The organism is Pseudooceanicola antarcticus (assembly GCF_900215355.1).
Lineage (GTDB): Bacteria > Pseudomonadota > Alphaproteobacteria > Rhodobacterales > Rhodobacteraceae > Pseudooceanicola > Pseudooceanicola antarcticus.
Genome location: NZ_OBEA01000002.1, coordinates 28,127 through 53,604, shown reverse-complemented (window position 1 = coordinate 53,604; position 25,478 = coordinate 28,127). Strand labels below are relative to the sequence as shown.

The 25,478-nt window shown below is 67.2% G+C and carries 26 protein-coding genes; 12 read left to right on the top strand and 14 right to left on the bottom strand.

What is annotated here, in order from left to right:
* Positions 1–36 precede the first annotated feature (36 nt).
* The 3 genes from CRO50_RS04800 (at position 37) to trpA (ending at position 2,603) form a co-directional block, all read left to right on the top strand.
* Positions 37–807 (top strand): HNH endonuclease, encoded by a 771-nt coding sequence (locus CRO50_RS04800; RefSeq protein WP_157791739.1) that lies wholly within the window; start codon positions 37–39, stop codon positions 805–807.
* An 86-nt stretch (positions 808–893) separates the two neighbouring features.
* Positions 894–1,691: a nucleotidyltransferase domain-containing protein gene (locus tag CRO50_RS04795; RefSeq protein WP_097144763.1), complete on the top strand. Its 798-nt coding sequence runs from the start codon at positions 894–896 to the stop codon at positions 1,689–1,691.
* 120 nt (positions 1,692–1,811) lie between these two features.
* Positions 1,812–2,603, top strand: a complete 792-nt coding sequence (gene trpA, locus CRO50_RS04790; RefSeq protein ID WP_097144762.1) for a tryptophan synthase subunit alpha — start codon at positions 1,812–1,814, stop codon at positions 2,601–2,603.
* A gap of 107 nt (positions 2,604–2,710) precedes the next feature.
* Here trpA and CRO50_RS04785 read toward each other — a convergent pair whose 3' ends face one another.
* On the bottom strand, positions 2,711–4,123 hold the full coding sequence (locus CRO50_RS04785) for an amidohydrolase (protein WP_097144761.1): 1,413 nt from the start codon (positions 4,121–4,123) through the stop codon (positions 2,711–2,713).
* 439 nt (positions 4,124–4,562) lie between these two features.
* Positions 4,563–5,540, bottom strand: coding sequence for a bile acid:sodium symporter family protein (locus CRO50_RS04780; RefSeq protein WP_097144760.1), 978 nt, complete (start codon positions 5,538–5,540; stop codon positions 4,563–4,565).
* A gap of 319 nt (positions 5,541–5,859) precedes the next feature.
* Between CRO50_RS04780 and CRO50_RS04775 the strand changes: the two genes are divergently transcribed.
* Entirely contained in the window at positions 5,860–7,026 is a 1,167-nt protein-coding gene (locus tag CRO50_RS04775; protein WP_097144759.1) for an alpha-hydroxy acid oxidase, read from the top strand.
* Positions 7,027–7,060: 34 nt separating this feature from the next.
* Here the strand turns inward: CRO50_RS04775 and CRO50_RS04770 are convergent, their stop codons facing one another.
* From CRO50_RS04770 to CRO50_RS04755, 4 genes are all read right to left on the bottom strand, one after another.
* A complete protein-coding gene (locus tag CRO50_RS04770) occupies positions 7,061–7,438 on the bottom strand; it encodes a DUF2237 family protein (protein ID WP_097144758.1) in 378 nt (125 codons plus the stop codon).
* A 130-nt stretch (positions 7,439–7,568) separates the two neighbouring features.
* Positions 7,569–8,588 carry a DUF2332 domain-containing protein gene (locus tag CRO50_RS04765; protein ID WP_097144757.1) on the bottom strand — a complete coding sequence of 340 codons (1,020 nt, stop codon included), beginning with the start codon at positions 8,586–8,588 and terminating at the stop codon, positions 7,569–7,571.
* The gene (pth, locus tag CRO50_RS04760; protein WP_097144756.1) at positions 8,585–9,295 is read right to left on the bottom strand and encodes an aminoacyl-tRNA hydrolase; all 711 of its coding nucleotides are present in this window, start codon (positions 9,293–9,295) and stop codon (positions 8,585–8,587) included. Before pth ends, CRO50_RS04765 begins: the two co-directional genes overlap by 4 nt.
* 243 nt (positions 9,296–9,538) lie before the next feature.
* On the bottom strand, positions 9,539–10,168 hold the full coding sequence (locus CRO50_RS04755) for a 50S ribosomal protein L25/general stress protein Ctc (protein ID WP_097144755.1): 630 nt from the start codon (positions 10,166–10,168) through the stop codon (positions 9,539–9,541).
* A 308-nt stretch (positions 10,169–10,476) separates the two neighbouring features.
* Between CRO50_RS04755 and hmuQ the strand changes: the two genes are divergently transcribed.
* Positions 10,477–10,797 carry a heme-degrading protein HmuQ gene (hmuQ, locus tag CRO50_RS04750; protein WP_097144754.1) on the top strand — a complete coding sequence of 107 codons (321 nt, stop codon included), beginning with the start codon at positions 10,477–10,479 and terminating at the stop codon, positions 10,795–10,797.
* A gap of 99 nt (positions 10,798–10,896) precedes the next feature.
* Here the strand turns inward: hmuQ and CRO50_RS04745 are convergent, their stop codons facing one another.
* The 8 genes from CRO50_RS04745 to CRO50_RS04710 all read right to left on the bottom strand — a co-directional run bounded on the left by CRO50_RS04745 (position 10,897) and on the right by CRO50_RS04710 (position 18,225).
* On the bottom strand, positions 10,897–11,664 hold the full coding sequence (locus tag CRO50_RS04745; RefSeq protein WP_097144753.1) for a potassium channel family protein: 768 nt from the start codon (positions 11,662–11,664) through the stop codon (positions 10,897–10,899).
* A 57-nt stretch (positions 11,665–11,721) separates the two neighbouring features.
* A complete protein-coding gene (trpB, locus tag CRO50_RS04740) occupies positions 11,722–12,984 on the bottom strand; it encodes a tryptophan synthase subunit beta (RefSeq protein WP_097144752.1) in 1,263 nt (420 codons plus the stop codon).
* A gap of 240 nt (positions 12,985–13,224) precedes the next feature.
* On the bottom strand, positions 13,225–13,896 hold the full coding sequence (locus tag CRO50_RS04735) for a phosphoribosylanthranilate isomerase (protein WP_097144751.1): 672 nt from the start codon (positions 13,894–13,896) through the stop codon (positions 13,225–13,227).
* Between the two features lie 4 nt (positions 13,897–13,900).
* A complete protein-coding gene (locus CRO50_RS04730; RefSeq protein ID WP_097144750.1) occupies positions 13,901–14,239 on the bottom strand; it encodes a LapA family protein in 339 nt (112 codons plus the stop codon).
* The gene (gene ihfB, locus CRO50_RS04725) at positions 14,239–14,523 is read right to left on the bottom strand and encodes an integration host factor subunit beta (RefSeq protein ID WP_097144749.1); all 285 of its coding nucleotides are present in this window, start codon (positions 14,521–14,523) and stop codon (positions 14,239–14,241) included. Before ihfB ends, CRO50_RS04730 begins: the two co-directional genes overlap by 1 nt.
* Positions 14,524–14,863: 340 nt before the next feature.
* Positions 14,864–16,546: a 30S ribosomal protein S1 gene (gene rpsA / locus CRO50_RS04720; RefSeq protein WP_097144748.1), complete on the bottom strand. Its 1,683-nt coding sequence runs from the start codon at positions 16,544–16,546 to the stop codon at positions 14,864–14,866.
* Between the two features lie 276 nt (positions 16,547–16,822).
* A complete protein-coding gene (locus CRO50_RS04715) occupies positions 16,823–17,212 on the bottom strand; it encodes a hypothetical protein (protein ID WP_143516856.1) in 390 nt (129 codons plus the stop codon).
* A 23-nt stretch (positions 17,213–17,235) separates the two neighbouring features.
* The gene (locus CRO50_RS04710) at positions 17,236–18,225 is read right to left on the bottom strand and encodes a hypothetical protein (RefSeq protein WP_157791740.1); all 990 of its coding nucleotides are present in this window, start codon (positions 18,223–18,225) and stop codon (positions 17,236–17,238) included.
* A gap of 335 nt (positions 18,226–18,560) precedes the next feature.
* Between CRO50_RS04710 and CRO50_RS04705 the strand changes: the two genes are divergently transcribed.
* The 7 genes from CRO50_RS04705 to CRO50_RS04675 all read left to right on the top strand — a co-directional run bounded on the left by CRO50_RS04705 (position 18,561) and on the right by CRO50_RS04675 (position 25,464).
* Entirely contained in the window at positions 18,561–20,039 is a 1,479-nt protein-coding gene (locus CRO50_RS04705; protein WP_097145332.1) for a UbiA family prenyltransferase, read from the top strand.
* Positions 20,040–20,438 (top strand): GtrA family protein, encoded by a 399-nt coding sequence (locus CRO50_RS04700; protein ID WP_097144745.1) that lies wholly within the window; start codon positions 20,040–20,042, stop codon positions 20,436–20,438. It abuts the gene before it with no gap.
* Entirely contained in the window at positions 20,435–21,778 is a 1,344-nt protein-coding gene (locus CRO50_RS04695) for an FAD-binding oxidoreductase (protein WP_097144744.1), read from the top strand. Before CRO50_RS04700 ends, CRO50_RS04695 begins: the two co-directional genes overlap by 4 nt.
* 15 nt (positions 21,779–21,793) lie before the next feature.
* Positions 21,794–22,528, top strand: a complete 735-nt coding sequence (locus tag CRO50_RS04690) for an SDR family oxidoreductase (RefSeq protein ID WP_097144743.1) — start codon at positions 21,794–21,796, stop codon at positions 22,526–22,528.
* Between the two features lie 315 nt (positions 22,529–22,843).
* Positions 22,844–23,509 (top strand): SDR family NAD(P)-dependent oxidoreductase, encoded by a 666-nt coding sequence (locus tag CRO50_RS04685; RefSeq protein WP_097144742.1) that lies wholly within the window; start codon positions 22,844–22,846, stop codon positions 23,507–23,509.
* Between the two features lie 96 nt (positions 23,510–23,605).
* The gene (gene aroA / locus CRO50_RS04680; RefSeq protein WP_097144741.1) at positions 23,606–24,952 is read left to right on the top strand and encodes a 3-phosphoshikimate 1-carboxyvinyltransferase; all 1,347 of its coding nucleotides are present in this window, start codon (positions 23,606–23,608) and stop codon (positions 24,950–24,952) included.
* Positions 24,952–25,464, top strand: coding sequence for a hypothetical protein (locus CRO50_RS04675; RefSeq protein ID WP_097144740.1), 513 nt, complete (start codon positions 24,952–24,954; stop codon positions 25,462–25,464). The genes aroA and CRO50_RS04675 overlap by 1 nt, the downstream gene beginning before the upstream one ends.
* Positions 25,465–25,478 lie beyond the last annotated feature (14 nt).

Here is a 25,478-nt window from a genome sequence, read left to right as displayed (position 1 = left end):
CGTGGATACAGAAAGCGGGGGGCGGTAGCAATCGGGATGGGGTACAGCTTCAACGATTTGGGGATTGGGCGCAGGGATGTGCTGGAGGCGATCGATGCCCTGCGGTTCGGACTGATCGAGCCGACCGGAAGATCGCGGAACGCATATATTGTTGATCCGCGCGACGAATGGCTATGCGACTTGAAGCAAGTGCTTCAGGCACTTGAGCACATCACAGATAGAACGCTCCTTCCAGGCTACACGACGCATCGATACCGTACTGACCTCAAGAGGGCCGGCTTTTCTCTCCTTGTTTTTGAAGAGCAGGCACAACGTGCGCTTGGCGTAGCCGGTTTCGATCCGGTCGAGTTAGAAGCAGCACATATGCTACATCGTTCGAATGGTACGACGTTTAGGAATTGGTTTGGGACTGCACGGACCCCTGATCGTCAAGACGGACCAGAGGTGGCTTCAGACTTGAGGTTCTATGAATCTCGCGTCGCAAGGTGGCACCTAGCCTTCGAACGCCTTGGTCAGAACGCCCGTTTGGTAAAACAATCCCAAGGCCTGACCTGCGCCGGCTGCGGCCTTGACGGCGAGGCGGCCTTCGGGCGCGACCTGGCGATGAGCGCGATGGAGGCGCATCACCTCGTGCCCGTGGCCGACATGCCCGAAGGCGGCCGTGAGGTCTCGACCGACGACTTCGCCGTGCTCTGCGCAACCTGTCACCGGCTCATACATAGGCTGCAAAGCCCGGATGATCTGGTCGGTCTTCGCAAGCTCATGCGCGGCAAGGGGCCTGGAAAGGGCTTGCCCTGGCTCAGGTAGATCCCTCGTTCGGGCGACAATCCGCCGGGCCAGGTTTGACCACCCTGCCCGACCTGCCTAGCTTCTCCTGCGAAGAGGAGCGCGCCATGGATCACCAAGCCCAGATTGCCACCATCACCGAAGCGCTTTCCGGGGACGACCGCATTCGCGGGCTCTTCCTCTCGGGCAGCCATGGCAACGGGCGGGCGGATGCCTGGAGCGATCTGGATTTCCTGATGGTCTCGCCCGAGGGCGCAAGCGATGCCATGGCCGAGGTCTTCCGCGAGGCGGTCTCGGCCTGCGGCGAGATCGTCATGTGGCGCGACCGGATCGTGCGGCCCGCGCTGATCAATGCGATCACCGCCGACTGGACCCGCTTCGACCTGGTGATCCTGAAACCGGACCAGCTGGGCGGCCAGCGGCAGGAGGCCCTGGCGCCGCTGATCGACCGCGACGGCATCCACGGGACCCTGGCCGCCGGCCCCGCGCCGCAGGGCATGAGCGCGCCCCGGCTGGCCTATCTGATCGACGAATTCATCCGGGTGCTCGGCCTGCTGCACCTGGTGGCGGGGCGGCAGGAATACCTGAACGGCGTCACCGGCTGGTTCCTGCTGCGCGGCATGCTCATCGACCTGATGATCGAGGAGACCGCCGCCCCGGAGCGCGGCGGTGCGCTGCATGTGAACCGGCTTCTGAGCGAGGCGCAGCAGGCCGAGGTGGCGGAGCTCGACCCGCCGCAGCCCGAGATGGCGTCCCTGGTGATGGCCCATATGGCCATGGCCCAGGCCTTCCTGCCGCGGGCCCGCGCGCTGGCCGAGGCGCGGGGCATCCACTGGCCCGAGGCCTTCGAGGATGCCACCTGGGCGCTGCTGGAGCGCGAGCTTTCGGTGCAGCGGCCTCTCTAGCGGGCCGCATGGCCCGAGGATGGCCCGAGGATGGCCCCAGGTTGGCCCGAGGTTCCCCTGCGGCCTTGCGCCATCCGAAGATTTCCGCCAAACCCTTTCCGACCAGCGAAGGGGAAGAGAATGAGCCGGATCGACGCCAAGTTTGCCAGCCTGAAAGCCGCCGGAAAGAAGGGTTTCGTGGCCTATATCATGGCCGGTGACCCGGACACCGATATCTCGCTCGAGGTGATGAAGGGGCTGCCGGGTGCCGGGGTCGACGTGATCGAGCTGGGCCTGCCCTTCACCGATCCCATGGCCGATGGTCCGACCATCCAGCTGGCCGGTCAGCGGGCGCTGGAGCACGGCATGAACCTGGACCGGACGCTCGACATGGTGCGCGCCTTCCGGGAAGGCGACAACGAGACCCCGATCGTCATGATGGGCTACTACAACCCGATCTATTCGCGCGGTGTCGATCGCTTCCTGGCCGATGCCAAGGACGCCGGCATCGACGGGCTGATCATCGTCGACCTGCCGCCCGAAGAGGATGACGAGCTCTGCATTCCGGCCCAGAAGGCCGGGCTGAACTTCATCCGCCTGGCCACCCCCACCACCGACGACAAGCGTCTGCCGACGGTGCTGCAGAATACCTCGGGCTTCGTCTACTACGTCTCGATCACCGGGATCACCGGCTCTGCCGAGGCTTCGGCCGAGATGGTTGCCCCCGAGGTCGCACGGATCAAGGCGCAGACCGATCTGCCGGTGATCGTGGGCTTCGGCATCAACAGCGGCGACAAGGCCCGAGAAGTGGCCGCCGTGGCGGATGGCTGCGTCGTGGGCTCTGCCATCGTCAGCCAGATCGCCGCCGGCAAGCCGGTCTCCGAGATCCTCGATTTCGTCAAGAGCCTCGCCGACGGCGCACATAGCGCCTGAATCGGAAGCCTGAGTCTCGGGCGCCTGGGTCGGGCGCCTGAGTTGGGTGCCCGAGGCCGGGCCCGGACGGTGGGTCCGCAGGCGCCACCGTCCCTTTCCCAGACCTCTCAGCCCTTGCCGACCTGGTAGTCGAAGGGCGGCTCCGCATCACCCACGAGGGCCTTGTAGCGATAGCCTTCGCCGCGCTGCGCGCGGTGTTCGTCCCAGGCGCGGGCAACCAGCGCCGGGTCCGCCAGGAAGCTGGCACCAGAGACCGCTAGGCCCTCGGCCGCCGCCTGCATCCCCTTCCAGCCGATCGACATGCCACCGGCGGCCACGGCCTGCCAGGTGTGGGGCCGGGTGCCCGGCACCCAGGTGGCAGTGCCCAGCATGCCCGTCGGCACCAGCCAGCTGACATCGCCCACATCGGTCGAGAAGGGCCCGAGGGCGTTGTAGTTGTAGGGGTTCAGCCGGCCGATCTGCGACAGCTCGGGCGGGGCCTCGAAGCTTTCCTGCAGCTCGGCGGCCCAGGTGTATTCCTCGTTGCTCCAGGTGATCCGGGGCAGCACCTCCATGTTGGCCAGCATCACCGCGCCAACCACCGAGTTGGGCAGCAGCGAATGCACGGCGCCCAGGCGTTCGACCTCGACCCTGGTGCCGGTGCCCAGTGCGGCCCCTTCCGCCGCCTTCTCGATCCGCTCGAAGACCTCGGCGGCCGCGCCCGGGTCGGGGTGGCGGACGCCGATATGGCTTTCGGCGAAATCGGGGATCACGTTGGGCGCCTCGCCCCCGCTGAGGGTGACGTAGTGGATGTGGGTATCCTGCGGCACCACCTCGCGCATCAGCGAGGCCATGTGGTGGAAGGCTTCCAGCGCATGCAGGGACGAGCGCCCCTTCTCGGGCGACATCGCCGCATGGGCCGTGCGCCCGTGGAAACGCACCTTGGCGTTGATCGAGGCCAGCGAGCGGCTTTGCCACACGGTGTTGCAATCGTCGGGATGCCAGTGCAGCGCGATGTCGAGCCCCTCGAAGAGCCCGGCCCGCGCCATGAAGACCTTGCCCGCGCCGCCCTCTTCCGCCGGGCAGCCGTAGATGCGGATCTCTCCGTCCAGGCCTGCCTCGTCCTGCCAGGTGGCCAGCGCCAGCCCTGCGCCCAGCGAGGCCGCGCCGAAGAGGTGATGCCCGCAGGCATGACCCTTGTTCTGATCCGGGATCGGGCTGCGCCGGGGGCTCGCGTCCTGGCTGAAGCCGGGCAGCGCATCCATCTCGGCCAGGAAGCCGATCACCGGCCCCTCGCCGCGCTTGCGCGTCGCCAGGAAGGCCGTCGGCAGCCCGCCCACGCCGCGCTTGACCTCGAAGCCCGCCTCTTCGCAGGCCGCCGCCAGCAGCGCCGAGCTCTTCTCTTCCAGATAGCCCAGTTCGGGGTTTTCCCAGAGGCCTTGCGCCAGCTCAACCATCTTTGGCCCAAGCTCGGCCGCAATGGCCAGTAGTCGTGTCCGCTCGGTTTCCGCCAGTGGCTTCGCCGGGTGATCGAGTGCCATGTCTCGTCCCTTTATTCGTCTCGTCCCAACCGGCCAGCAGCAAGTGGCGCTTCTTCAGGCGAAGCCCCGCCAGGGTGGTCCCGGTTCCTGTCACTCATGGAGATTCCCCCGCACAGGGCAGGCGGAATGTCCCAAAATCGCACATATGCTTGCGATACCGATGATCGCAGCGAGGCAGGAAGGCTCGGGACACCTCAGAATCGGCACCCAAGACGCGCCTTCCAACATCGCGCCTACCTTGGCGCGGCTGAGCTGGCGCTGCAAATGACCAATGGCTGTTTAGACACACTTGTGGTCGAGACGCCTCAGGGTGCCCGGCCCACAGGTTGCGAAAAAAGCTGGGAAATCCCGGATGAGCGGCGCTTCGGCGGAGAGGCCGGAGGCGGCCGGGCCGCCCCCGCCGCCTCTGCCAGATGCTCCGTTCTGCGCGCCTGCCGGCCTAGGCTTCGGCCTCGGCCAGCGCCCGTGCCTTGCGCTGCGCCAGGATCGAGCAGAGCAGCAGCTGGGAGAGGTGGAAGAGCATCGTGGGCAGCACGATGGCGCCCAGGGTGGCGGCCGGGAAGAGCGCCGTGGCAATCGGCAGACCCGAGGCCAGGCTTTTCGTCGAGCCGCAGAAGAGCAGCACGGTGCGGTCCTCTTCGGGCAGGCCCAGGCGGCGGCCGCCCTTGGCCATGATGAGGAAGGTCAGCGCCAGGAAGAGCCAGACGACGGCCAGCAGCAGCAGCAGGCTTGCCGCCGGGATCTGGGTCCAGAGCCCCGCCACCGTGCCCGCCCCGAAGGCCGAGTAGACGATCAGCAGGATGGCACCGCGATCCACCACGGTGGTCAGCAGCTTGTGCCTTTGCACGAAGCCACCGATCCAGCGCCGCAGGAGCTGGCCCAGCACGAAGGGCAGCACGATCTGCGTGGCGATCCGCGCCACGGCATCGAGTGAAATGCCTCCGCCGTCCTGGTGCAGCACCAGTGCCGCCAGCAGCGGGGTGAGCACCACCCCGACCATGTTCGACACCGAGGCCGCACAGATCGCCCCCGGCACATTGCCCCCGGCGATCGAGGTGAAGGCGATGGAGCTCTGCACCGTCGAGGGCAGGATGGAGAGGAAGAGCAGGCCGGTGGTCATCTCGGGCCCCAGCACCGGGCCGAAGATCGCCGCCAGCAGCAGGCCGAGCGCCGGGAACAGCAGGTAGGTCGCCGCAAAGGTCAGCCCCTGCAGGCGCCAGTTGAGAAAGCCCGCCTTCACCGCCGAAGGGTCCAGCTTGGCCCCGTAGAGCAGGAAGAGCAGCGTGACGGCCCAGAAACTGGCATGGGACAGCGCGTCTGCCGCCATGCCGCGGGCGGGCAGGAAGGCCCCCGCCAGCACCATCACGAAGAGCAGGATCATGTAGGTATCGATACCGAGGCGCTTCAGCTTGTTCACGTCGTCATTCCCTCCGGGGTCGTTCCGCTCCGGGGCCCGAGGGTCGCGGAACATGTCGAAATCTGCGGCCCTCTCGCGGCCCGGCGATGCCGGAGCCCTGGCGGCAAGCATCGGCCTGCGCGATCCCGCGAAGATAGTCAACAATCAGCCGCGCGGGGACGGGGCCGGGAGAGGTGGGTTGCCCCCACCTTGCGCCCCCTGCCCGCTTGCGCCCAACCTGCGCCGATAGCGCACAGCGGGCGGTCCGCATCCGGCTTGCCGCGCCCCGGAGCAATTGGTAAGAAAACCTGACCACCGGGACCGCGAAGAGGATTGAGCCATGCCCGTCATCACCTGCATCGACGATCTGAAGCGCCTGCACCGGAAACGCACGCCGAAGATGTTCTACGATTACTGCGAGAGCGGCTCGTGGACGGAACAGACCTTCCGCGAGAACACCTCGGACTTCCAGAAGATCCGGCTGAAGCAGCGGGTCGCGGTGGACATGACCAACCGCACCCTGGAAACCGAGATGATCGGCCAGAAGGTCGCCATGCCGGTGGCCCTGGCCCCCGTGGGCCTGACCGGCATGCAGCGCGCGGACGGAGAGATCAAGGCGGCCAAGGCGGCCGAGAAGTTCGGCGTGCCCTTCACCCTGTCCACCATGTCGATCTGCTCGATCGAGGACGTGGCCGAGCATACCTCGGCGCCCTTCTGGTTCCAGCTCTACACGATGAAGGACCAGGATTACCTGCGCCGCCTGATCGAACGCGCCAAGGCGGCCAAGTGCTCGGCGCTGGTGATCACGCTGGACCTGCAGATCCTGGGCCAGCGACACATGGACCTGAAGAACGGCCTCTCTGCCCCGCCCAAGCTGACGCCCAAGGTGCTGGCCGACCTGGCGACCAAATGGACCTGGGGGCTGGAAATGCTGGGCACCAAGCGCCGCAGCTTCGGCAATATCGTCGGCCATGCGAAGGGGGTGACCGATCCCAGCTCGCTCTTCTCCTGGACGGCCGAGCAATTCGATCCGCAGCTCGACTGGGGCAAGATCGAAGAGATCAAGAAGATGTGGGGCGGCAAGGTGATCCTGAAGGGGGTGCTGGACCCCGAGGATGCCAAGATGGCCGCCAAGGTGGGCTGCGACGCGATCCTGGTGTCGAACCACGGCGGGCGGCAGCTTGACGGGGCGCTTTCCTCGATCCGCATGCTGGACCCGATCCTGGATGCGGTCGGCGACGAGGTCGAAGTGCATCTCGACAGCGGCATCCGCTCTGGCCAGGACGTGCTGAAGGCCGTCTCGATGGGCGCCAAGGGCACCTTCATCGGCCGCGCCTTCGTGCATGGCCTGGGCGCCATGGGCGAAGAAGGCGTGACCCGCGCGCTGGAGGTGATCGCCAAGGAGATGGATATCTCGATGGCGCTCTGCGGCAAGCGCGACATCAAGGACATGGGGCGCGGCGACCTGCTGATCCCCGAGGATTTCTCGGGCCGCTGGAAGGACTGAGTCGGGCTTGGTGGATGGCGGGGGAAACCCCGCCCTACGGGGCCTTTTCGGCGTAGAGCTCCAACACCTCCAGCGGCACCACCTCCAGCGCGCGGACATGGGTGGCCTCCAGACGCACCAGCGGGGCGCAGCCCTCGTCATGGGCCTGCAGGAAGCGTGCCGCGCAGAGGCACCAGCGGTCGCCGGGGCGCAGGCCGGGGAAGTTGAACTGCGGGATCGGGGTCGAGAGGTCGTTGCCGACGTATTTGGAATAGGCCAGGAACTCTGCCGTCATCACCGCGCAGACCGTATGAGAGCCCTGATCCTGGGCGCAGGTGTTGCAATGGCCGTCGCGGAAGAACCCGGTCATCGGATGGGTCGAGCAGGGCTCGAGCGCGCCACCAAGGGCGTTGGTCGACGGGTCCTTTTCCATTCACGGCCTCGCATGTCCTGACGCAGGGTCAGCGTTTCCCGGCCAGAATAGCAAGGCGGTGCGGCGGCGCAAGCAGGGCCGGCGGGGCAGCCCCCTGCCCGGCCCGCGACAGCGCCCGAGAGCGCGATGCTCAGGCGCGGTGCAGCCAGCGACCGTGGAAATCCACCCGCCCCAGCTCCTGCGTCTCGCCACCGGGCCAGGTGGTCAGGCGCAGCGCCGCGCCCGGACGTTCCGACGCATCCGCCTCGAAGGAGAGCCGCGCCAGCGGGGCCTCGGGGGTGGCCAGGGCCCCCGCCCTTGCCAGCGCCGCCTCGCATCGGGCCTTGGTCTCTGCGGGGAAATACTGCCAGGCGATGGTGTGATAAACCAGATGCACCCGGCCCCTGGCCGGTGCGGCCAGCCGGTCTTCCAGCCAGGCGGCGGCATCGCCGCGATCGACGGCGGGGATCTCTCCGGCCAGGGCCGCGTCGAGCCGCGCCATGCGGTCGGGCTGGTCGGCCCAGGTGTAGGAGCGCAGGCGCAGCATGTCGGCGGGCGAGCCCGGATCGAGCGGGTTCAGGTCGACGCCGCGCGCCTCGGCGACGCGATAGGCGGCGCGGGGCGGCAGCTCTCCCTGCCAGTCGGGCGTCAGCGTCAGGAGCGGCGCGGCCGCACCGAAGCGCTGGCCCGCGACCTCCATCCCGTAGCGGTCAAACTGCAGGTTGAGCCCGGCAGAGGCGCCCAGCTCGGAGAGCTGCAGGGGCTGATCGGGGAAGCGCTCGGCCAGCAGGCCGGCGGCCAGGATCAGCGCGGCGGAGCGGCGGATCTCGTTGGTCTGCGGCGCGCTGTCGAGCCAGTGCAGCAGATGCGCCTCATGGGTGGCCAGTGTCCCTGGCAGCACCTCCGAGAGAGCGCCCTGATGTGGCGGGTAGCAGGCGGCAAGCGCGGCATCCCGCCCCTGCAGCACCAGCGCGTGCAACCCCCCGGCCAGGCGCAGGGCCAGGGCATCGGGGGAGAGGGTCTCGACCGGCCAGGCGGCGATGCGTGCGGCCACGGCGCCCGGCGGCATGTCATGGGCCAGCGTCCTGAGCAGCGCGGCGGTGAAGGGAGAGCCGAGGCCGTCGCAGGCCTCCGCCTGCCTGAGGAAATGCGCCTGCCAGGGCGCGGTCACCGGAACTTGTCCTTCAGCTTCTGCAGCGGCGTGCGGCTGTCCTTGCGGTCCGCCTGGGCCTTCATGGCGGCGGCCTTCTGCGCCACGGCCTGCTGGCTGCCCGAGGGGGCCTCCTTCGCCGGTTTGTCCTTGTTGCGCGGCGGGTTCACGCGCAGCGCCACGGCGTTCTGGAAGCGCCCGGCATCGCCCTTGGCAAGATCCGCCGCCCCGTCGGAGCAGCCGCGCATCATGTCGTCCAGCCAGCCCTCTTCGGCCTTGGCGAAATCCGACAGCACGTAGCCCGCCACGCGGTCCTTGTGTCCGGGGTGGCCCACGCCCATGCGGATGCGCTGGTATTCGGCCCCGATATGCTGGTGGATCGAGCGCAGCCCGTTATGCCCCGCATGGCCGCCGCCCTGCTTGACGCGCAGCTTGCCCGGCGCCAGGTCCAGCTCGTCATGGAAGACGGTCACATCGTCGGGCGTCAGCTTGTAGAAGCGCATCGCCTCGCCGACGGACTGGCCCGAGTTGTTCATGAAGGTCATGGGCTTCAGCAGCAGCACCTTCTCACCGCCGAGCGTGCCTTCGCAGAGCTCGCCCTGGAACTTGCTTCGCCAGGGGGCGAAGTGGTGATCCTCGGCGATCCGGTCCAGCGCCATGAAGCCGATGTTGTGCCGGTTGCCGGCGTATTTCGTCCCGGGATTCCCGAGACCGACGAAGAGCTGCATGGGACCTCCGCTAGTGGCCATTCCGCCAAGGGAGTACCGCAGTGCAGCATCGCGGTCCAGTCGGGCGCCAGTCGGGGGCCAGTCAGGGGGGCGGCGGCAGGCAGGCAGGGGCAAGCGGGGCGGCGGACAGGCCGAAGAGACGATCCGGGGGCGCTCGCCCGGCAACCGGGGGCCGCAAAGGCAAACGGCCCCGCCGGGGGCGGGGCCGTTCGGATTTCGGCAAGAGGCCCAAGGGCGCGAGGATTACTCCTCTGCGGCTTCCTCGGTGGTCTCTGCTTCTTCGTCGTCGCCAGCCGACTTCAGGCCGGAGGGCGCTGCGATATTGGCGATCACGAAGTCACGGTCGATGACCGGCTTGGCGCCTTCGGGCAGGGTGACGGCGCTGATGGTGATGGTGTCACCGATCTCGTAGCCGGTCAGGTCGACGGTCAGCTTCTCGGGGATGTCACCGGCGATGACCGACAGGTCGACGTCGGCACGAACCACGGTCAGCACGCCACCCTTCTTCAGGCCGGGAGCCGCCTCGTGGTTGATGAACTCCACGGGGATGTGCAGGTTCACGCGCGAGGTGCGACGCAGGCGCATGAAGTCGACGTGGGTCGGCAGGTCCTTCACCACGTCACGCTGAACGCCGCGGCAGATGACGCGGACGTCTTCGTGGCCTTCGACCTTCAGGTTGAACAGGGTTGCCAGGAAGCGGCCCTGCTTGAGCTGCTTCAGCAGCGCGTTGAAGGGCATCTCGATCGCGAGAGGCTCTGCATCGCCACCGTAGACAACACCCGGAACCATGCCAGCACGACGTGCTGCGCGAGCGGCGCCCTTGCCCGTCCCCGCACGTTCCTGGGCGACGAAATCAGGAATTTCACCAGCCATTTTAATTCTCCTAGTAAGGGCGGGCATCCTCCAAGGCTGTATGCCCGCGTTCAAGTCCCGCGCGAGTACACGGATTCCCCTGCAAAGGAAAGCCGGAATCGTCGCGGGTCGCGGCCCTCAGCCCGAGCGCCGTCCCGTCAGAGGTCCCGGGCGGGCTCATGCGGCAGCGGCGCGGGGTGCTGGTCCCGGTTGCCGGCCCCCCTTACCCCCCTTGACCCCACTTCGCCACTGGCGTCTATTCCGCGCCGATGCCAGCCGGCGCAGGGGATGCGCTTCGCCCGCCTTTCCCCCGCAACGAGAGTATCACCATGTCCTACATCGCCATGAACCGTTTCAAGGTCCGTCCGGGCCACGAGGCCACCTTCGAGGATATCTGGAAGAGCCGCGAAAGCCGCCTGAAGGAGCTCGAGGGGTTCCGGGGCTTCAGCCTGCTGAAAGGGGCCGAGGCCGAGGACCACGTCCTCTATGCCACCCATACGCTCTGGTCGAGCAAGGAAGATTTCGAGGCCTGGACCCGGTCCGAGCAATTCCGCGACGCCCACAAGAACGCCGGCAACAGCCGCACCAGGGAGGCCCTGATGGGCCCGCCGCAGTTCGAGGGCTTTGACGCCGTTCTAGAAGAGGCCTGATCCCGCGCGCCAAGCGTGAGGTGGGGTTCACCCCGCCTTGCGCTCTCCTGCGCCAGTCAGGTGGCGGATTGGGACGTCGCGGCGGGGTGCACCCCCGCCCTACAGCTCGCCCTCGGTGCGGATGTGGATCAGTTCGCCGCAGTGCTTGCAATGCACGGCATCGGCGTCATGCAGCTCCAGCCCGCAGCTCTGGCAGGTCTCGCGCACCTTGGGCGGCCGGAACAGCACCTGCAGCAGGCGCAGGAACAGCGAGACGCCGAAGATCATCACGAAGACCGCCAGCATCCGCCCCCAGGAGCCCATGGGGGTGATATCCCCGAACCCAGTCGTGGTCAGCGTGGTGACGGTGAAATAGAGCGCGTCGGCATAGTTTCGGATCTCGGGGTTCACGCCGTATTGGCTGGCGTAGATCAGCCCGGTCATCACGAAGAGGAAGACCGTCAGGTTGGTGGCCGCCAGCACGATCTCTTCCCGCGCCCGGAAGCCCGCGAAGTCCTGCCTGAGGCGGCGCAGGATCTGGTAGGAATGCAGCAGCCGCAGCGTGCGCAGGATGCGCAGGAAGCCCAGCCCCTCGCCGGCGATCGGCGCCAGGAAGGACAGCACCGCCACCAGGTCGGCCCAGGTGGCCAGGCGCAGGAACAGCCGCGCCGGTCGCGGGGTGATCCACAGCCGCACCGCGAAATCCCCCAGGATCAGCACGCCGAAGATCACGTCCAGCCCCTCGACCAGGGGCGTATGGGGGAAGAAGGAGGTGACGATGACGAAGAGCACCGTCACCAGGTCGAAGGCCAGCAGCCCGTAGCGGAACCGATGCGCCGCCTGGCTCTCGCCCTCGTAGAGGGATTGCAACCGCGCCTTCAGCGCCATGGCTCGCCTCCGCCTCGCAGCGGGCAGGCCCGGAGAAGACCTCCGGGCGCTGCCGGGTCACTCGACCTTGCGGCCTTCCGAGACGGCGCCGGTGTCGGACATGTCGAAGCCGAGGTGATCGGCCACGGTGTAGATGTCCTTGTCGCCACGCCCCGAGAGGTTGATGACGATGATATGGTCCTTCGGCAGGTCACCCGCGATCTTCGTCACGTGGGCCACCGCATGGGAGCTCTCGAGCGCCGGGATGATGCCCTCGGTGCGGCAGCAGAGCTGGAAGGCCTCCAGCGCCTCGTAATCGGTGACCGAGACATATTTCGCCCGGCCGATGTCATGCAGCCAGGAATGCTCAGGCCCGATACCGGGGTAATCGAGACCGGCCGAGATCGAATGGCCTTCCAGGATCTGCCCGTCGTCGTCCTGCAGCAGGTAGGTGCGGTTGCCATGCAGCACGCCGGGACGGCCGCCGGTCAGCGAGGCGCAATGCTCCATCTTGTCGTCGACGCCCTTGCCGCCCGCCTCGACGCCGATGATGGCGACCTCCTTGTCATCAAGGAAGGGGTGGAACAGGCCCATGGCGTTCGAGCCCCCGCCGACGGCGGCGACCACGGTGTCGGGCAGGCGGCCCTTGCCTTCCTGCTCTTCCAGCTGCCAGCGAGTCTCCTGGCCGATGATGGCCTGGAAATCACGGACCATGGCCGGATAGGGGTGCGGGCCGGCGACGGTGCCGATGCAGTAGAAGGTGTCGCGGACGTTGGTCACCCAGTCGCGCAGGGCATCGTTCATCGCATCCTTCAGGGTGCCGCGGCCCGAGGTGACAGGCACCACCTCGGCGCCCAGCAGGCGCATGCGGAAGACGTTGGGCGCCTGGCGCTTCACGTCGGTGGCGCCCATGTAGACGATGCACTTCAGGCCGAACTTGGCACAGACGGTGGCGGTGGCCACGCCGTGCTGGCCGGCGCCGGTCTCGGCGATGATGCGGGTCTTGCCCATGCGCCGCGCCAGCAGGATCTGCCCCAGCACGTTGTTGATCTTGTGGGCGCCGGTGTGGTTCAGCTCTTCCCGCTTCAGGTAGATCTTCGCCCCGCCCAGCTCCTCGGTGAGCCGCGGCGCGAAATAGAGCGGGCTGGGCCGCCCGACGTAGTTCTTCCACAGCTCCCGCATCTCTTCCCAGAAGCCCTCGTCGGTCTTGGCCTTTTCGTATTCGGCCTCGAGTTCGAGGATCAGCGGCATCAGCGTCTCGGAGACGAAACGTCCGCCGTGCAGGCCGAAACGGCCTTTCTCGTCGGGGCCGGTCATGAAGCTGTTGAGAAGATCGTCCATGGAAAGCTCCTGTTTCCGGGCTGTAGGTCCAGAGTGATGTAGCGGGAAGGTGCCCCTCGGGCAAGGGATCGCGCCTGCGGCGACATGCTTCCGGCCAGAGTATTTGGCGCCGTCGGACGGATAAGGGGCACAGGCCCCATGTCCATCACCAGGCTGAAAGTACTCCGGGGGTGAATTGGGCCCGGCACGGGACCAAGAGGGGGCAGCGCCCCCTCCCCCGCTCCCCGCAGGGGTCTTCGTTCAGACCGCGAGAGCGGACTGGACGAAGGCGAGGATCCTGTCGGGGTCCTTCACACCCGGTGCGCTTTCGACCCCGCTGGAGACATCGACCTGCTGCGCCCCCGTCAGGCGGATCGCCTCGGCGACATTCTCCGGCGTCAGGCCACCGGCCAGCATCCAGGGCCGCTTCCACGCGCGCCCCTCGAGAAGCCGCCAGTCGAAGGACAGGCCATTGCCGCCGGGCAGCGGTGCCTCCTTCGGGGGCTTGGCGTCGATCAGCAGCTGGTCGGCCACCTCTTCGTAATCGGCAATCGCCGAGAGGTCGCCCGCGTCGGCGACACCCAGGGCCTTCATCACCGGCAGGCCGGTGCGGGCGCGGATCTCGGACAGGCGTTCGGGGGTTTCGCTCCCGTGGAGCTGCAGCATGTCCAGCGGCACCTCGGCAGTGACCGCGTCCAGCAGCGCATCATCGGGGTTCACCAGCAGCGCCACCTTGGCCAGCCCCACCGGGGCCTCAAGCGCCAGGGCGCGGGCCGTGGGAATGTCGATATTGCGCGGGCTCTTGGGAAAGAAGACGAGGCCGGCGTAGACCGCGCCCGAGCGCGCCACCACGGCGATATCCTCGGGCGTCTTCAGACCGCAGATCTTCACGCGGCGCCGGGGCGCGCGGTTTGGCTGTACAAGAACGGGCATCTGGTCAGTCCAGCAGTGCCAGGACGTCGTCCTGTCCGTGCTTCTCGCCCTTCAGCTTCTTCACTTCGCGCTTCAGCTTGTGGGCCTCGCGCGATTGCCGGCGCATCTCGACGCGGTGCTTGTGCTCGCGCCGCCACTCCCAGAGGAAGCCGATCAGCAGCCCGAGGCCGATACCGGCGAAGATCACCATGTAGAGCGGCAGGCTAACGGAGAAGTTCATTCCGGCGATCTCGGCCAGCCCCTCGGGCAGGAGCGCCAGCTCGACGATCTGCCGGTTGGCGAGCGCCACCGAGATCAGCACCACGGCGATGGCCGCCAGGATGGCGTAGCGAATATATTTCATCAGTCGTTACCGTTCAGCCGGTCTCGCAGCAGCTTGCCGGTCTTGAAGAAGGGGACGTGTTTCTCTTCGACATCCACCGCGGCGCCGGTGCGCGGGTTGCGCCCGGTGCGGGCCTCGCGCTTCTTCACCGAGAAGGCGCCGAAACCGCGCAGCTCGACCCGGTTGCCCTTGGCCATGGCCTCGGTGATTTCCTCGAAGATCGTGTTCACGATCCGCTCGACGTCGCGCTGGTAAAGATGCGGGTTCTCGTCGGCGATCTTCTGGATCAATTCAGAGCGGATCATATTGTTCTGTCTCCCCGGCACTGGTCTGCTGATGACACCATGTTCCGGGAATATAAGAGCTTTCTGCCCTCTCGGGAACATCCCCAAATGTCGCTCTGACCCCGAATTCCGACAAAAACAGGCCCGACGGCGGAAATCCCCGCCGCCTTTTGCCCCCTCGTGGCGGGCTTGGCGCGGAATTCATCACTTTGCTGCGCTGCGGCCAAGGAGTTGATTCGCAAGCACTATGGAGCAATAGCCCTGACCTTTCACGGCGCGCCCCATGGCAAAAGGGCCCCGCGATTGCGAGGCCCTTTCGATGTTCCTGACGTGCTGCGCGGACCGGGGCCCGCCGCAGCTATCACTCGTTGTCGCCCTTGAGCGCTGCACCGAGGATATCGCCGAGCGATGCGCCGGAGTCGGAGGAACCGTACTGTTCGACGGCCTCTTTCTCTTCCGCGATCTCGCGCGCCTTGATGGACAGGCCCAGACGACGGGTCTTGCTGTCCACGTTGGTCACGCGCACGTCGATCTTGTCACCGACCGAGAAACGCTCGGGGCGCTGCTCTGCACGATCACGCGACAGGTCGGAGCGGCGGATGAAGGACTTCATGCCTTCGTATTCCACTTCGACGCCGCCGTCTTCGATGGCGGTGACTTCGACGGTCACGATGGAACCGCGCTTCACGCCACCAACGGCTTCAGCGAACTTGTCGCCGCCGACGTTCTTGATCGAGAGCGAGATACGCTCCTTGTCGATGTCGACTTCCGAGACAACCGCCTGGACCATGTCGCCCTTGCGGTAGTTCTGGATGGCGTCTTCACCGCGCTCGTCCCACGACAGGTCGGAGAGGTGAACCATGCCGTCGATGTCGCCGGGCAGGCCAACGAACAGACCGAACTCGGTGATGTTCTTGACTTCGCCTTCGACAACGGTGCCCTCGGGGTGGGTCTCGGAGAAGACTTCCCACGGGTTGCGCATGGTCTGCTTGAGACCCAGCGAAACGCGACGCTTGGCGGCGTCGATTTCCAGCACCATGACTTCGACTTCCTGGGAGGTCGAGACGATCTTGCCGGGGTGCACGTTCTTCTTGGTCCAGGACATTTCGGACACGTGAACCAGGCCTTCGACGCCGGGCTCCAGTTCCACGAATGCACCGTAGTCGGTGATGTTCGTGACGCGGCCGGTGTGGACCGAGGAGAGCGGGTACTTGGCGGCCACCAGATCCCACGGGTCTTCCTGCAGCTGCTTCATGCCGAGGGAGATACGGTGGGTTTCCTTGTTGATCTTGATGACCTGGACCTTCACGGTCTCGCCGATCGACAGGATCTCGGAGGGGTGGTTCACACGGCGCCATGCCATGTCGGTGACGTGCAGCAGGCCGTCCACACCGCCCAGGTCGACGAATGCGCCGTACTCGGTGATGTTCTTGACCACGCCGTCAACAGCCTGACCTTCGGAGAGGTTGGCGATGACTTCGGCGCGCTGCTCGGCACGGGATTCTTCCAGGATCGCGCGACGCGACACCACGATGTTACCGCGGCGGCGGTCCATCTTCAGGATCTGGAAGGGCTGCTTGAGCCCCATCAGCGGGCCAGCGTCACGCACGGGGCGGACGTCAACCTGGGAGCCGGGCAGGAAGGCCACTGCGCCGCCGAGATCGACGGTGAAGCCACCCTTGACGCGGCCGAAGATGGCACCTTCGACGCGAGCGTCGTCGGCATATGCCTTCTCCAGGCGATCCCAGGCTTCTTCGCGGCGGGCCATCTCGCGCGAGATGACGGCTTCGCCACGGGCGTTCTCTGCGGAACGCAGGAAGACTTCCACTTCGTCACCAACGGTGATCTCGGGAGCCTCGCCGGGATTTGCGAATTCTTTCAGATCAACGCGGCCTTCCATCTTGTAGCCGACGTCGATGATGGCCTGGCCCGCTTCGACTGCGATGACCTTGCCTTTGACAACCGAACCCTCTTCGGGGGTGTCCATTTCGAAGCTTTCGTTAAGGAGGGCTTCGAATTCCTCCATCGATGTGTTCTGAGCCATGTGGTCTCTGGGTTCCTAACGTATACACTATGCTGGCCGAGCGGTTGTCTCCGCCGGTCTTGGGGTTGGTCATTTAGGGCGCCGCAAAACAAAGAGGGCCGGATAGTTTGTCCGACCCCTGCTCGATTCTTCATTGCGCGGCGTTTTCGCCTGTCGACGCGGGCGGGAATAGTCCCCCGGAGCGCGCAAATCAAGGACAAAAGCCATGCCGAGCGGATTCAGGAGCCCATGCGCCGGCTCCATCCGACCCCGCACCCGGCCCGTGGCGGCAAGCGCCTAGGTCAGTATCCCGGTGATCGTCGCCACCGTCGCCGTCATCACCGAGAGCGCCTTCTGCAGCTTCTCGAGCGTCGCGCCGGTGCTTTCCAGATCCCTGACGAAGCCATTGGCCTTGCGGCGCGCCGCCTCGAGCTCTCTCCGGGTGTCGCGCAGCGCCTCTGGCGTCGTCAGCTCGGAGGCGATCCGTTCCGCGGCGGTTTCAAAGGCGTCGCGCAGCCCGCGCCGCACCTCGATGACCTGCGCCGCCTCGGCGTGCCTGCCGGCCCGGCGGCATTCGACCATCAGGATCAGCGCCTTGCGGTCGATCTTGTCGTAATGGGTCCGCAGCACCTCAAGCAGCTTCAGCAGTCGCTCGAAATCGCGGGCCTTCACATTTGGCGGTGACATGGAGGCTCCTCCCCAGGTTCGCGTCAGTTCCGTGCCGTCTTGTAATTCTCGACCGAGCTCACCAGCGACTGAATGCGCTTGTTGGCCTCCAGCAACTGCTCTGCCGAGGCCGGCGCCCTGAGGCTTTCCAGGATCGCCACATGGGCCGCACCGATATCGGAATAGGCCCGGTAGTCTGCCTTGGCATCGGCGGCGATGAGCGCGGCATGGGCCGCCTCGACATCCTTCATCCAGGTGAGGCTGCCGAAGTCCTCGCGGTAGCTCAGGTCTTCCAGCGCCTTGTCGAGATCCGACAGCTTGGCCGTCTCGGCAGAGATCAGGGCCAGCTGGATCGAAGCGAGCCGCACCGTATCGTTGTTGGCCTCGACCAGGGACTTCAGCAAGGCATAGCGCCGGGTCTCGAGCGCCTCTGCGGTCAGGTTCTGCAACAGCTTGCCCAGGGTCTTGTAGGCGGGCTGGGCCGGGGCGGGCTTGCCCCTGGCCTTGTCGAGCGCGGCGATGGCGGCATGCAGGTCCGAGAGCGACCCGATGGACGCGCTGACCTCGGTGGCGACCGTCTCGGGCGCGTCGCTGGTGGCGAGACTGCCGAGGGCGGCGGCATAGGTGCCCAGCTCCTTCAGCAGCAGGCTTGCGGCATAGCGCCGGCGCAGGGGCTGGTCGCGTTCCAATGCCGGAAGGATACGCTCTGCCGCGTTCTGCGCCTCGGGCGTGTCGAAGGGCGTGGCCACGATGGTTTCGCGGCCATTGTCGAGGATCACCGGCTCAAGCTTGCAGGTTTCTGAGAGCGGTTTGAAATCCCATTGCGCGGCAATCGCGGTCAGCTCGCATTTCGAGCCCTCGAACCCCAGATAGATCGCCTGATGGGCGACCAGCGTGCGGCGGCGCGCATCCCGGAGCTCGGCCTCGGTCACGCTGAGCCCGCTGCCGGGGGCCTCTCCCGCCTTCGCGGCCTCCGAGGTTGCCTTGGCAAAATCCGTGATCTTCGGAGCGACGCCGGACGTGGAACAGCCCATGAGCGTGAGGGGAATCAATACCGCCAGGGGCAGACACAAGAACCTCATGGCAATGCCTCAATTCAATTGGTCGACAATGTAAATAGTCTCAATTCAATGAGGCGATATTGCATTGAGCAAAATCGCAATGCAAATAAATTCACTTGCCACATTGCGATAGCCGCGGCAGGGGGCCGCCCGAAACCGCGTCTTTCCCCCTTCCGGTCACACTCTGACCTGATTTTGCGGGCAAATTCTCCTCGCATCCGGGGCGATCATCTGGAAGATGAGGGCACCGGAAAAAGCACGAGCGGGCAGCAGACCCGGACAGAGGCGTTAAGGACATGGGGACGCAGATGAAGCAGGATGATGCGGCGGCATTCAGCGGGGGCCAGCCGCAGCCGCTCCAGGGCGAATGGCTGCTTTGCGATCTCGACGGCACGCTGATCGCCTCGGACATGCTGGATGAAAGCTTCTGGGCCGCCTCGGCGCACAACCCGCTGGCGCCGCTTGGTGCTGCCAGGGCGCTGGCTTCGGGCGGGCGCTCGGGCCTCAAGGCGCAGCTGGCCGGGCTTACCACCGTCGCCCCCGAGGTGCTGCCCTACCGCGCCCCGGTGCTGGAGCTTCTGGAAAGCTGGCGTGCCGCCGGGGGGCGCTGCGCCCTGGTCACCGCCTCGGACGAGCGCATCGCCCGCGCCATCGCCGACCACCTGGGCCTCTTCGACGCCGTGCATGGCTCGACGGCCGGGCAGAACCTGAAAGGCGCCGCCAAGGCCGCCTTCATCCTCGAGCATTACGGGGCGCAGGTCACCTACGTGGGCGACAGCGCCGCCGACCTGGCAGTCTGGCAGAGCGTCGAGCGCGGCATCACCGTCGCCGCCCCGCAGGCCCTGCGCAGGAAGGCCGAGGCGACCCCGGCGCAGATCCTGCACATGGAGACAGCCCCGCCCGAGACCGGCCACCGCCTGCCGCCGCTGCTGCGCGCGCTGCGGCCGCATCAATGGCTGAAGAACCTGCTGATCTTCCTGCCCATGCTGGCCGCCCATGCGCTGGAGCTTTCGACCTTCCTGCAAAGCCTCGTGGCCTTCGTCGCCTTCAGCCTGGTGGCCTCTTCGGTCTATGTGCTGAACGACCTTCTGGACCTGGCCGCCGACCGCGCCCACCCGCGCAAGCGCCACCGGCCCTTCGCATCGGGCGCGCTGCCGCTGCGCACCGGGTTCTGGCTTGCGCCGGGGCTGGTGCTGGCGGGCTTTGCCCTTGCGCTGACCCTGGGCCCGGTCTTCCTTGCGGTCATGGCACTCTATTACGCGCTGACCACGGCATATTCCTTCCGCCTGAAGCGGCTGGCCATCCTCGACATCTGCACCCTGGCCGCGCTCTACGCCATGCGCGTGGTCGCCGGGGGCGCCGCCACGGGGATCGAGCTTTCCGCCTGGCTTCTGGCCTTCACCATCTTCCTCTTCTTCTCTCTGGCCGCGGTAAAGCGCCAGGCCGAGCTGGTCGACAACCAGGCCAGCGGGCGCGAGGCCGCCGCCGGGCGGGGCTACCGCACCGAGGACCTGATGCTTGTCTCGATGATGGCCGTGGCCTCGGGCTACCTCTCGGTGCTGGTGATGGCGCTTTACGTGGAAAGCGAGGCGGTGCAGGGCCTTTATGCCACGCCCCAGGCGCTTTGGGGGGCCTGCGGCGTGCTGCTCTACTGGCTGTCGCGCTGCGTCTTGCTTACCCATCGCGGAGAGATGCATGATGACCCGGTGGTCTTCGCCCTGCGCGACCGCACCAGCCAGGTCTGCATGGTCCTGATCCTGGGTCTCTTCACCGCCGGGAGCTTCTGAATGCGCCTTGCCGCGCTCTATACCGCCTTCGCCGTCCTGGCCATCCTGGCCAACCTGGCCGCGCAACGCCTCGTGCTGGCGCTGCTCGGGGATGCAGGTTTTGCCCTGGCCGTCCTGGTGGGGACCGGGGTGGGGCTGGTGCTGAAGTACCTGCTCGACAAGCGCTGGATCTTCGAGGACCGCGAGACCGGCGCCCGCGCCCATTCGCGCAAGTTCGGCCTCTATACCGCCATGGGGCTGGTGACGACGGCGATCTTCTGGGGCTTCGAGACCCTGGCCTGGATGACATGGCAGACCGATTTCGCCCGCGAGGCCGGCGCCGTGCTGGGCCTGGCCATCGGCTACGTGGTGAAATACCGCCTCGACCGGCGCTTCACCTTCCGGACCGCACCGGCATGAGCCGCCCGTTGTCAGGCTGGGGCCGCTATCCCCGCATCACGCCCGAGACCCTCTCGCGCCCGCGCAGCGAGGTGGCCGTGGCCGAAGCCATGGCAAGGGGGCCGCTGATCGCCCGTGGCAATGGCCGCAGCTATGGCGATTCCGCCCTCTCCGAGGGGCAGGTGCTGGACATGACCGGCTTCCGCCACATCCTGGGCTTCGATCCCGAGACCGGCCTCGTCGAGGCCGAAGCCGGGGTGCTTCTGGGCGACCTGATCGCCGCCTTCCTGCCGCTTGGCTTCTTTCCCTTCGTCACGCCGGGCACCAAGCTGGTGACGCTTGGCGGGGCCATTGCCTCGGACGTGCATGGCAAGAACCACCTGCGCGACGGCTCTTTCGGGCACCACCTGGCCTGGATCGAGATCATGACGGCGGAAGGAGAGGTGCTGCGCTGCACGAAGGCCAGCAACTCGGGCCTCTTCCAGCAGACCATCGGCGGCATGGGGCTGACGGGCGTGATCCTGCGCGCGGGCCTCTACCTGCGCCCCGTGGAAACCGGCTGGATCGCCCAGGACATGCGCCCGGCCCGTGACCTGGCCGAAGCCATGGCGATCTTCGAGGAAGCCGCCGCCGATGCGGATGGCCCCACCTATTCGGTGGCCTGGTTCGACTGCCTGGGCCAGGGCGAGACGCTTGGCCGCTCGCTGGTGATGCTGGGCGATCACGCCCGGCTGGAGCAGCTGGAACCGCGCCGCCGCGCCCGGCCCTTCGTGACACCCGAGAAGCGCCGCCTCAACGTGCCGCTGGATGCGCCGGGCCTGGCGCTCAACCGCTATACGCTGCGTGCCTTCAACGGGCTCTACTACCGCGCCGGGGCGCGCAAGGCCGGGCCCTCGCTGGTCGACTGGGACAGCTACTTCTACCCGCTCGACGCCATCGCCAACTGGAACCGCATCTACGGGCGGCGCGGCTTTGCGCAGTTTCAATGCGTGCTGCCGCTGGCCGGGGCGCGGGCGGGCCTCGAGACGCTTCTGGCCGCGATATCCGAGGCCGGACAGGGCTCTTTCCTGGCAGTGCTGAAACGCCTCGGCCCCGACACCACGGCGCATAGCTTCCCGATGGAAGGCTACACGCTGGCGCTGGACTTCCCCGTCACGCCCACCGCCCTGGCCCTGCTCGACCGGCTCGACCGGATCACCCTCGATCACGGCGGGCGCTTCTACCTGGCCAAGGATTCGCGCCTCAAGGCGCAGACCCTGCATGCCGCCGATCCCCGCCTGACCACCCTGTCCGAAACACGCCGGGCCGAAGGCTGGGACAGTCGCTTTGCCTCTGCCCAATCACGCCGCCTGCAACTCTGACCCCCGGAGACCTTCATGAAAGACCCCGTCCTGATCCTTGGCGGCCGCAGTGATATCGGGCTGGCCATCGCCCATGCCTTTGCCGCCGAAGGCCACCCGATCATGCTGGCCGCCCGCAACGCGCAGGGGCTTGAGCTGCAGGGCAAGGACCTCTCGCTGCGCCACCGGGTCGAGGTCAGCCTGCATGAATTCGACGCCCTGGCGCTGGAGACCCACGCGGCTTTCGTGACGGGGCTCGAGCCCCGCCCCGGCGTGGTGGTCTGCGCCGTGGGTCTGCTGGGCGACCAGCAGGAGGACGAGCGCGACATGGAGGCCGCCACCCGCGTCATCCGCAGCAATTTCGAGGGGCCGGCCTCGGTGCTGGGCCATGTGGCGAACCTCTTTGCCGCCGAGGGCGAGGGGGTGATCGTCGGTATCTCCTCTGTCGCTGGCGATCGCGGGCGCGGCTCGAACTACATCTACGGCGCGGCGAAGGCGGGTTTCACCGCCTACCTGGCCGGGTTGCGCAATCGCCTGGCGGGCGAGGGCGTGCATGTGCTGACCGTCAAGCCGGGCTTCGTCGCGACCGCGATGACCGAAGGCCTGGACCTGCCCGCGCCGCTCACCGCCCAGCCCGAAGAGCTGGGCGCGGCCGTGGTGCGCGCGGTCACGCGGCGGCGCAACGTGATCTACACCCGCCCCGTCTGGCGGCTGATCATGGCCATTATCCGCGCCATCCCCGAGCCGCTCTTCAAGAAGCTCTCGCTCTGAGATCCGGGCGCTGCGCCCATGTCATCACCAGGCTGAAAATACTCAAACGGCAACGCCTGCCCCTGGCACGAGGCGGCGCGGGGGCTCTGCCCCCCTCCGCTGACGCGGAGTCCCCCGGAGTATTTCCAGCCTGGTGATGCGATTGGGGAGGGCCAGCGAGGCACCGGGGCGCGATCTGCCTAGGGTCCAAGTGCCCCGGTCCGAAGGAGGGCGCCCTACGGGGGCGCAGCCCCCGGCGGCCGAGGGGGGCTCGAAGCCCCCGAGGGCGCGCGCCCGAAAAGTGAACCTGCCGGCTGTCCGATGCGTAGAGACTTCATGACACGTGCCCTGATCATCGGCGCTTCCGGCGGGATCGGCGCGGCCCTGGTGGCCGCGCTGCAGGAAGAGCGCGTGCAGGTTACCACGTTGTCGCGGCGCGAAGATGGGCTGGATATCACCGACGAGGCCTCGGTGGCCCATCACCTGGGGCAGCTCTCGCCCGGTTTCGACCTTGTCTTCTGCGCCAGCGGGGCGCTCGAGATCAATGGGCAGGGGCCCGAGAAGTCGCTGCGCCAGCTCACGCCCGAGGCCATGGCGGTGCAGTTCGCGGTCAATTGCATCGGCCCGGCGCTGGTGCTGAAACATGCCCTGCGCCTGCTGCCAAGGGACAGGCCAGCGCGCTTTGCGGCGCTCTCTGCCCGTGTCGGGTCCATCGGGGACAACAGGCTGGGCGGCTGGACCTCCTACCGGGCCGCCAAGGCCGCGCTGAACCAGGTGATCCGCTGCGGCGCCATCGAGCTGGCGCGCAGCCATCCGCAGGCGATCTGCGTCGCCCTGCATCCGGGCACCGTGGAGACCGGCCTGACGCGCCGATACCTCACGCGGCATCCCGCCGTCTCTGCGCCGGAGGCCGCGCGGCGGCTGCTTCATGTCCTGGCGGGCCTGACCCCGGATGACAGTGGCGGCTTCTACGACCAGCACGGGCTGCCGGTTCCCTTCTAGCCCCCTTCCGGCACTTCGCCTTTGCCCGCCTGCCTTTGCACGTGACCCCGCCTGCCGCTTGCGCTATCAGATCCGCGCAACACGCGAGGAGAAGTCATGTCGTCCCACGGCGCCCCCGTCCCGATGAAGTCCCATGCCAAAGGCCCCCTCAAGGGCGAGGCCCATGTGCCCGGCGACAAGTCCATCAGCCACCGCGCGCTGATCTTCGGCGCCATGGCGGTGGGAGAGACCAATATCTCGGGCCTGCTGGAAGGCCAGGACGTGCTGGACACCGCGAAGGCCATGCAGAGCTTCGGCGCCACGGTCGAGAACCTCGGCGACGGCAACTGGCGGGTCCATGGCGTGGGAACGGGTGGTTTCGCCGAGCCCGATCACGTCATCGACTGCGGCAATTCCGGCACCGGCGTGCGGCTGATCATGGGCGCCGTGGCGACCTGCCCGATCTCTGTCACCTTCACCGGCGATGCCTCGCTGAACTCGCGCCCCATGGCGCGGGTCACCGATCCGCTGGCGCTCTTCGGAACCCGTGCCGTCGGACGTTCGGGCGGCCGCTTGCCGCTGACCCTGGTCGGCGCGGAAAACCCCGTGCCGGTGCGCTACGAGACCCCCGTCCCCTCGGCCCAGGTGAAATCCGCCGTACTGCTGGCCGGTCTCAACACCCCCGGCGAGACCGTGGTGATCGAGAAGGAAGCCACCCGCGACCATACCGAGCGCATGCTTGCGGGCTTCGGTGCCGAGATCAGCACCGAGGTCACCGAAGAGGGCCGCGTCATCACCCTCAAGGGCCAGCCCGAGCTGAAGCCGCAGACCATCGTGGTGCCGCGTGACCCGTCCTCGGCCGCCTTCCCGGTCTGCGCCGCACTGATCACGCCCGGCTCGGACGTGCTGGTGCCCAACATCGGCCTCAACCCCACCCGCGCCGGTCTCTTCACCACGTTGCAGGAGATGGGCGCCGACCTGACCTACGAGAACCTGCGCGAAGAGGGTGGTGAGCCCGTCGCCGACCTGCGCGCCCGCTACTCGCCCGACATGAAGGGCATTTCCGTGCCGCCCGCCCGCGCCGCCTCGATGATCGACGAATACCCGGTGCTGTCGGTCGTCGCCGCCAATGCCACGGGCCGCACCGAGATGACCGGCGTCAAGGAGCTGCGGGTCAAGGAAAGCGACCGGATCGACGCCATGGCGCGCGGGCTGCGCGGCAATGGCGTGAGCGTCGAAGAGGGCGAGGACTGGTGGGCCGTCGAGGGCATGGGCCCCGGCAATGTCCCCGGTGGTTTCACCTGCGAGACCTTCCTCGATCACCGCATCGCCATGTCCTTCATGTGCCTTGGCCTGTCGACGAAAGAGCCCGTGGGCATCGACGACTCGGGGCCGATCTCGACCTCCTTCCCGATCTTCGTCCCGCTGATGACCGGGCTGGGCGCCACGCTCGAAACCGACTGATGCGGCAGTTCTGGATCCTGCTTGCGGCATCGGCGGCGCTCTTCGTCGCCATGCACATCTGGACCATCCCGCATCTCTACGCGGCCACCATGCCGCCCTTCGACATGCGGCCCCTTGGCTATCCGCTGCGCGAAGCCCTCGGTTACGTGGCACTGCTGTCCGACGATCAGCGCGCGCTCTACCTCGGGCCACAGCACCTGCTGGACCTGTTCTATCCGGCCCTGCTGGCCGGGGCCTTCGCGGCGGGGTTCCGGGCGCAGCTGGCGGGCCGCTGGCTGAACCTGGCGCTGATCCCCGTGGCCAGCGGCTTGCTGGCCGATTACGCTGAAAACCTGATGGTGCGGCTTGCGCTGACAGCCGAAGGGCCCAGCCACGCGCTGCTGCAGGCCCTGCAGGCCGCGACCGTGATCAAGACCCTGTCGGTCACCGTCTCGGCCCTGCTGATGACCGCGCTGCTGGTCCGTGCGGGGGTGCGTCGCCTGCGGCACCCGCGCCCTTCGACCGAGCGCTGACGCCCCCTCTGGCC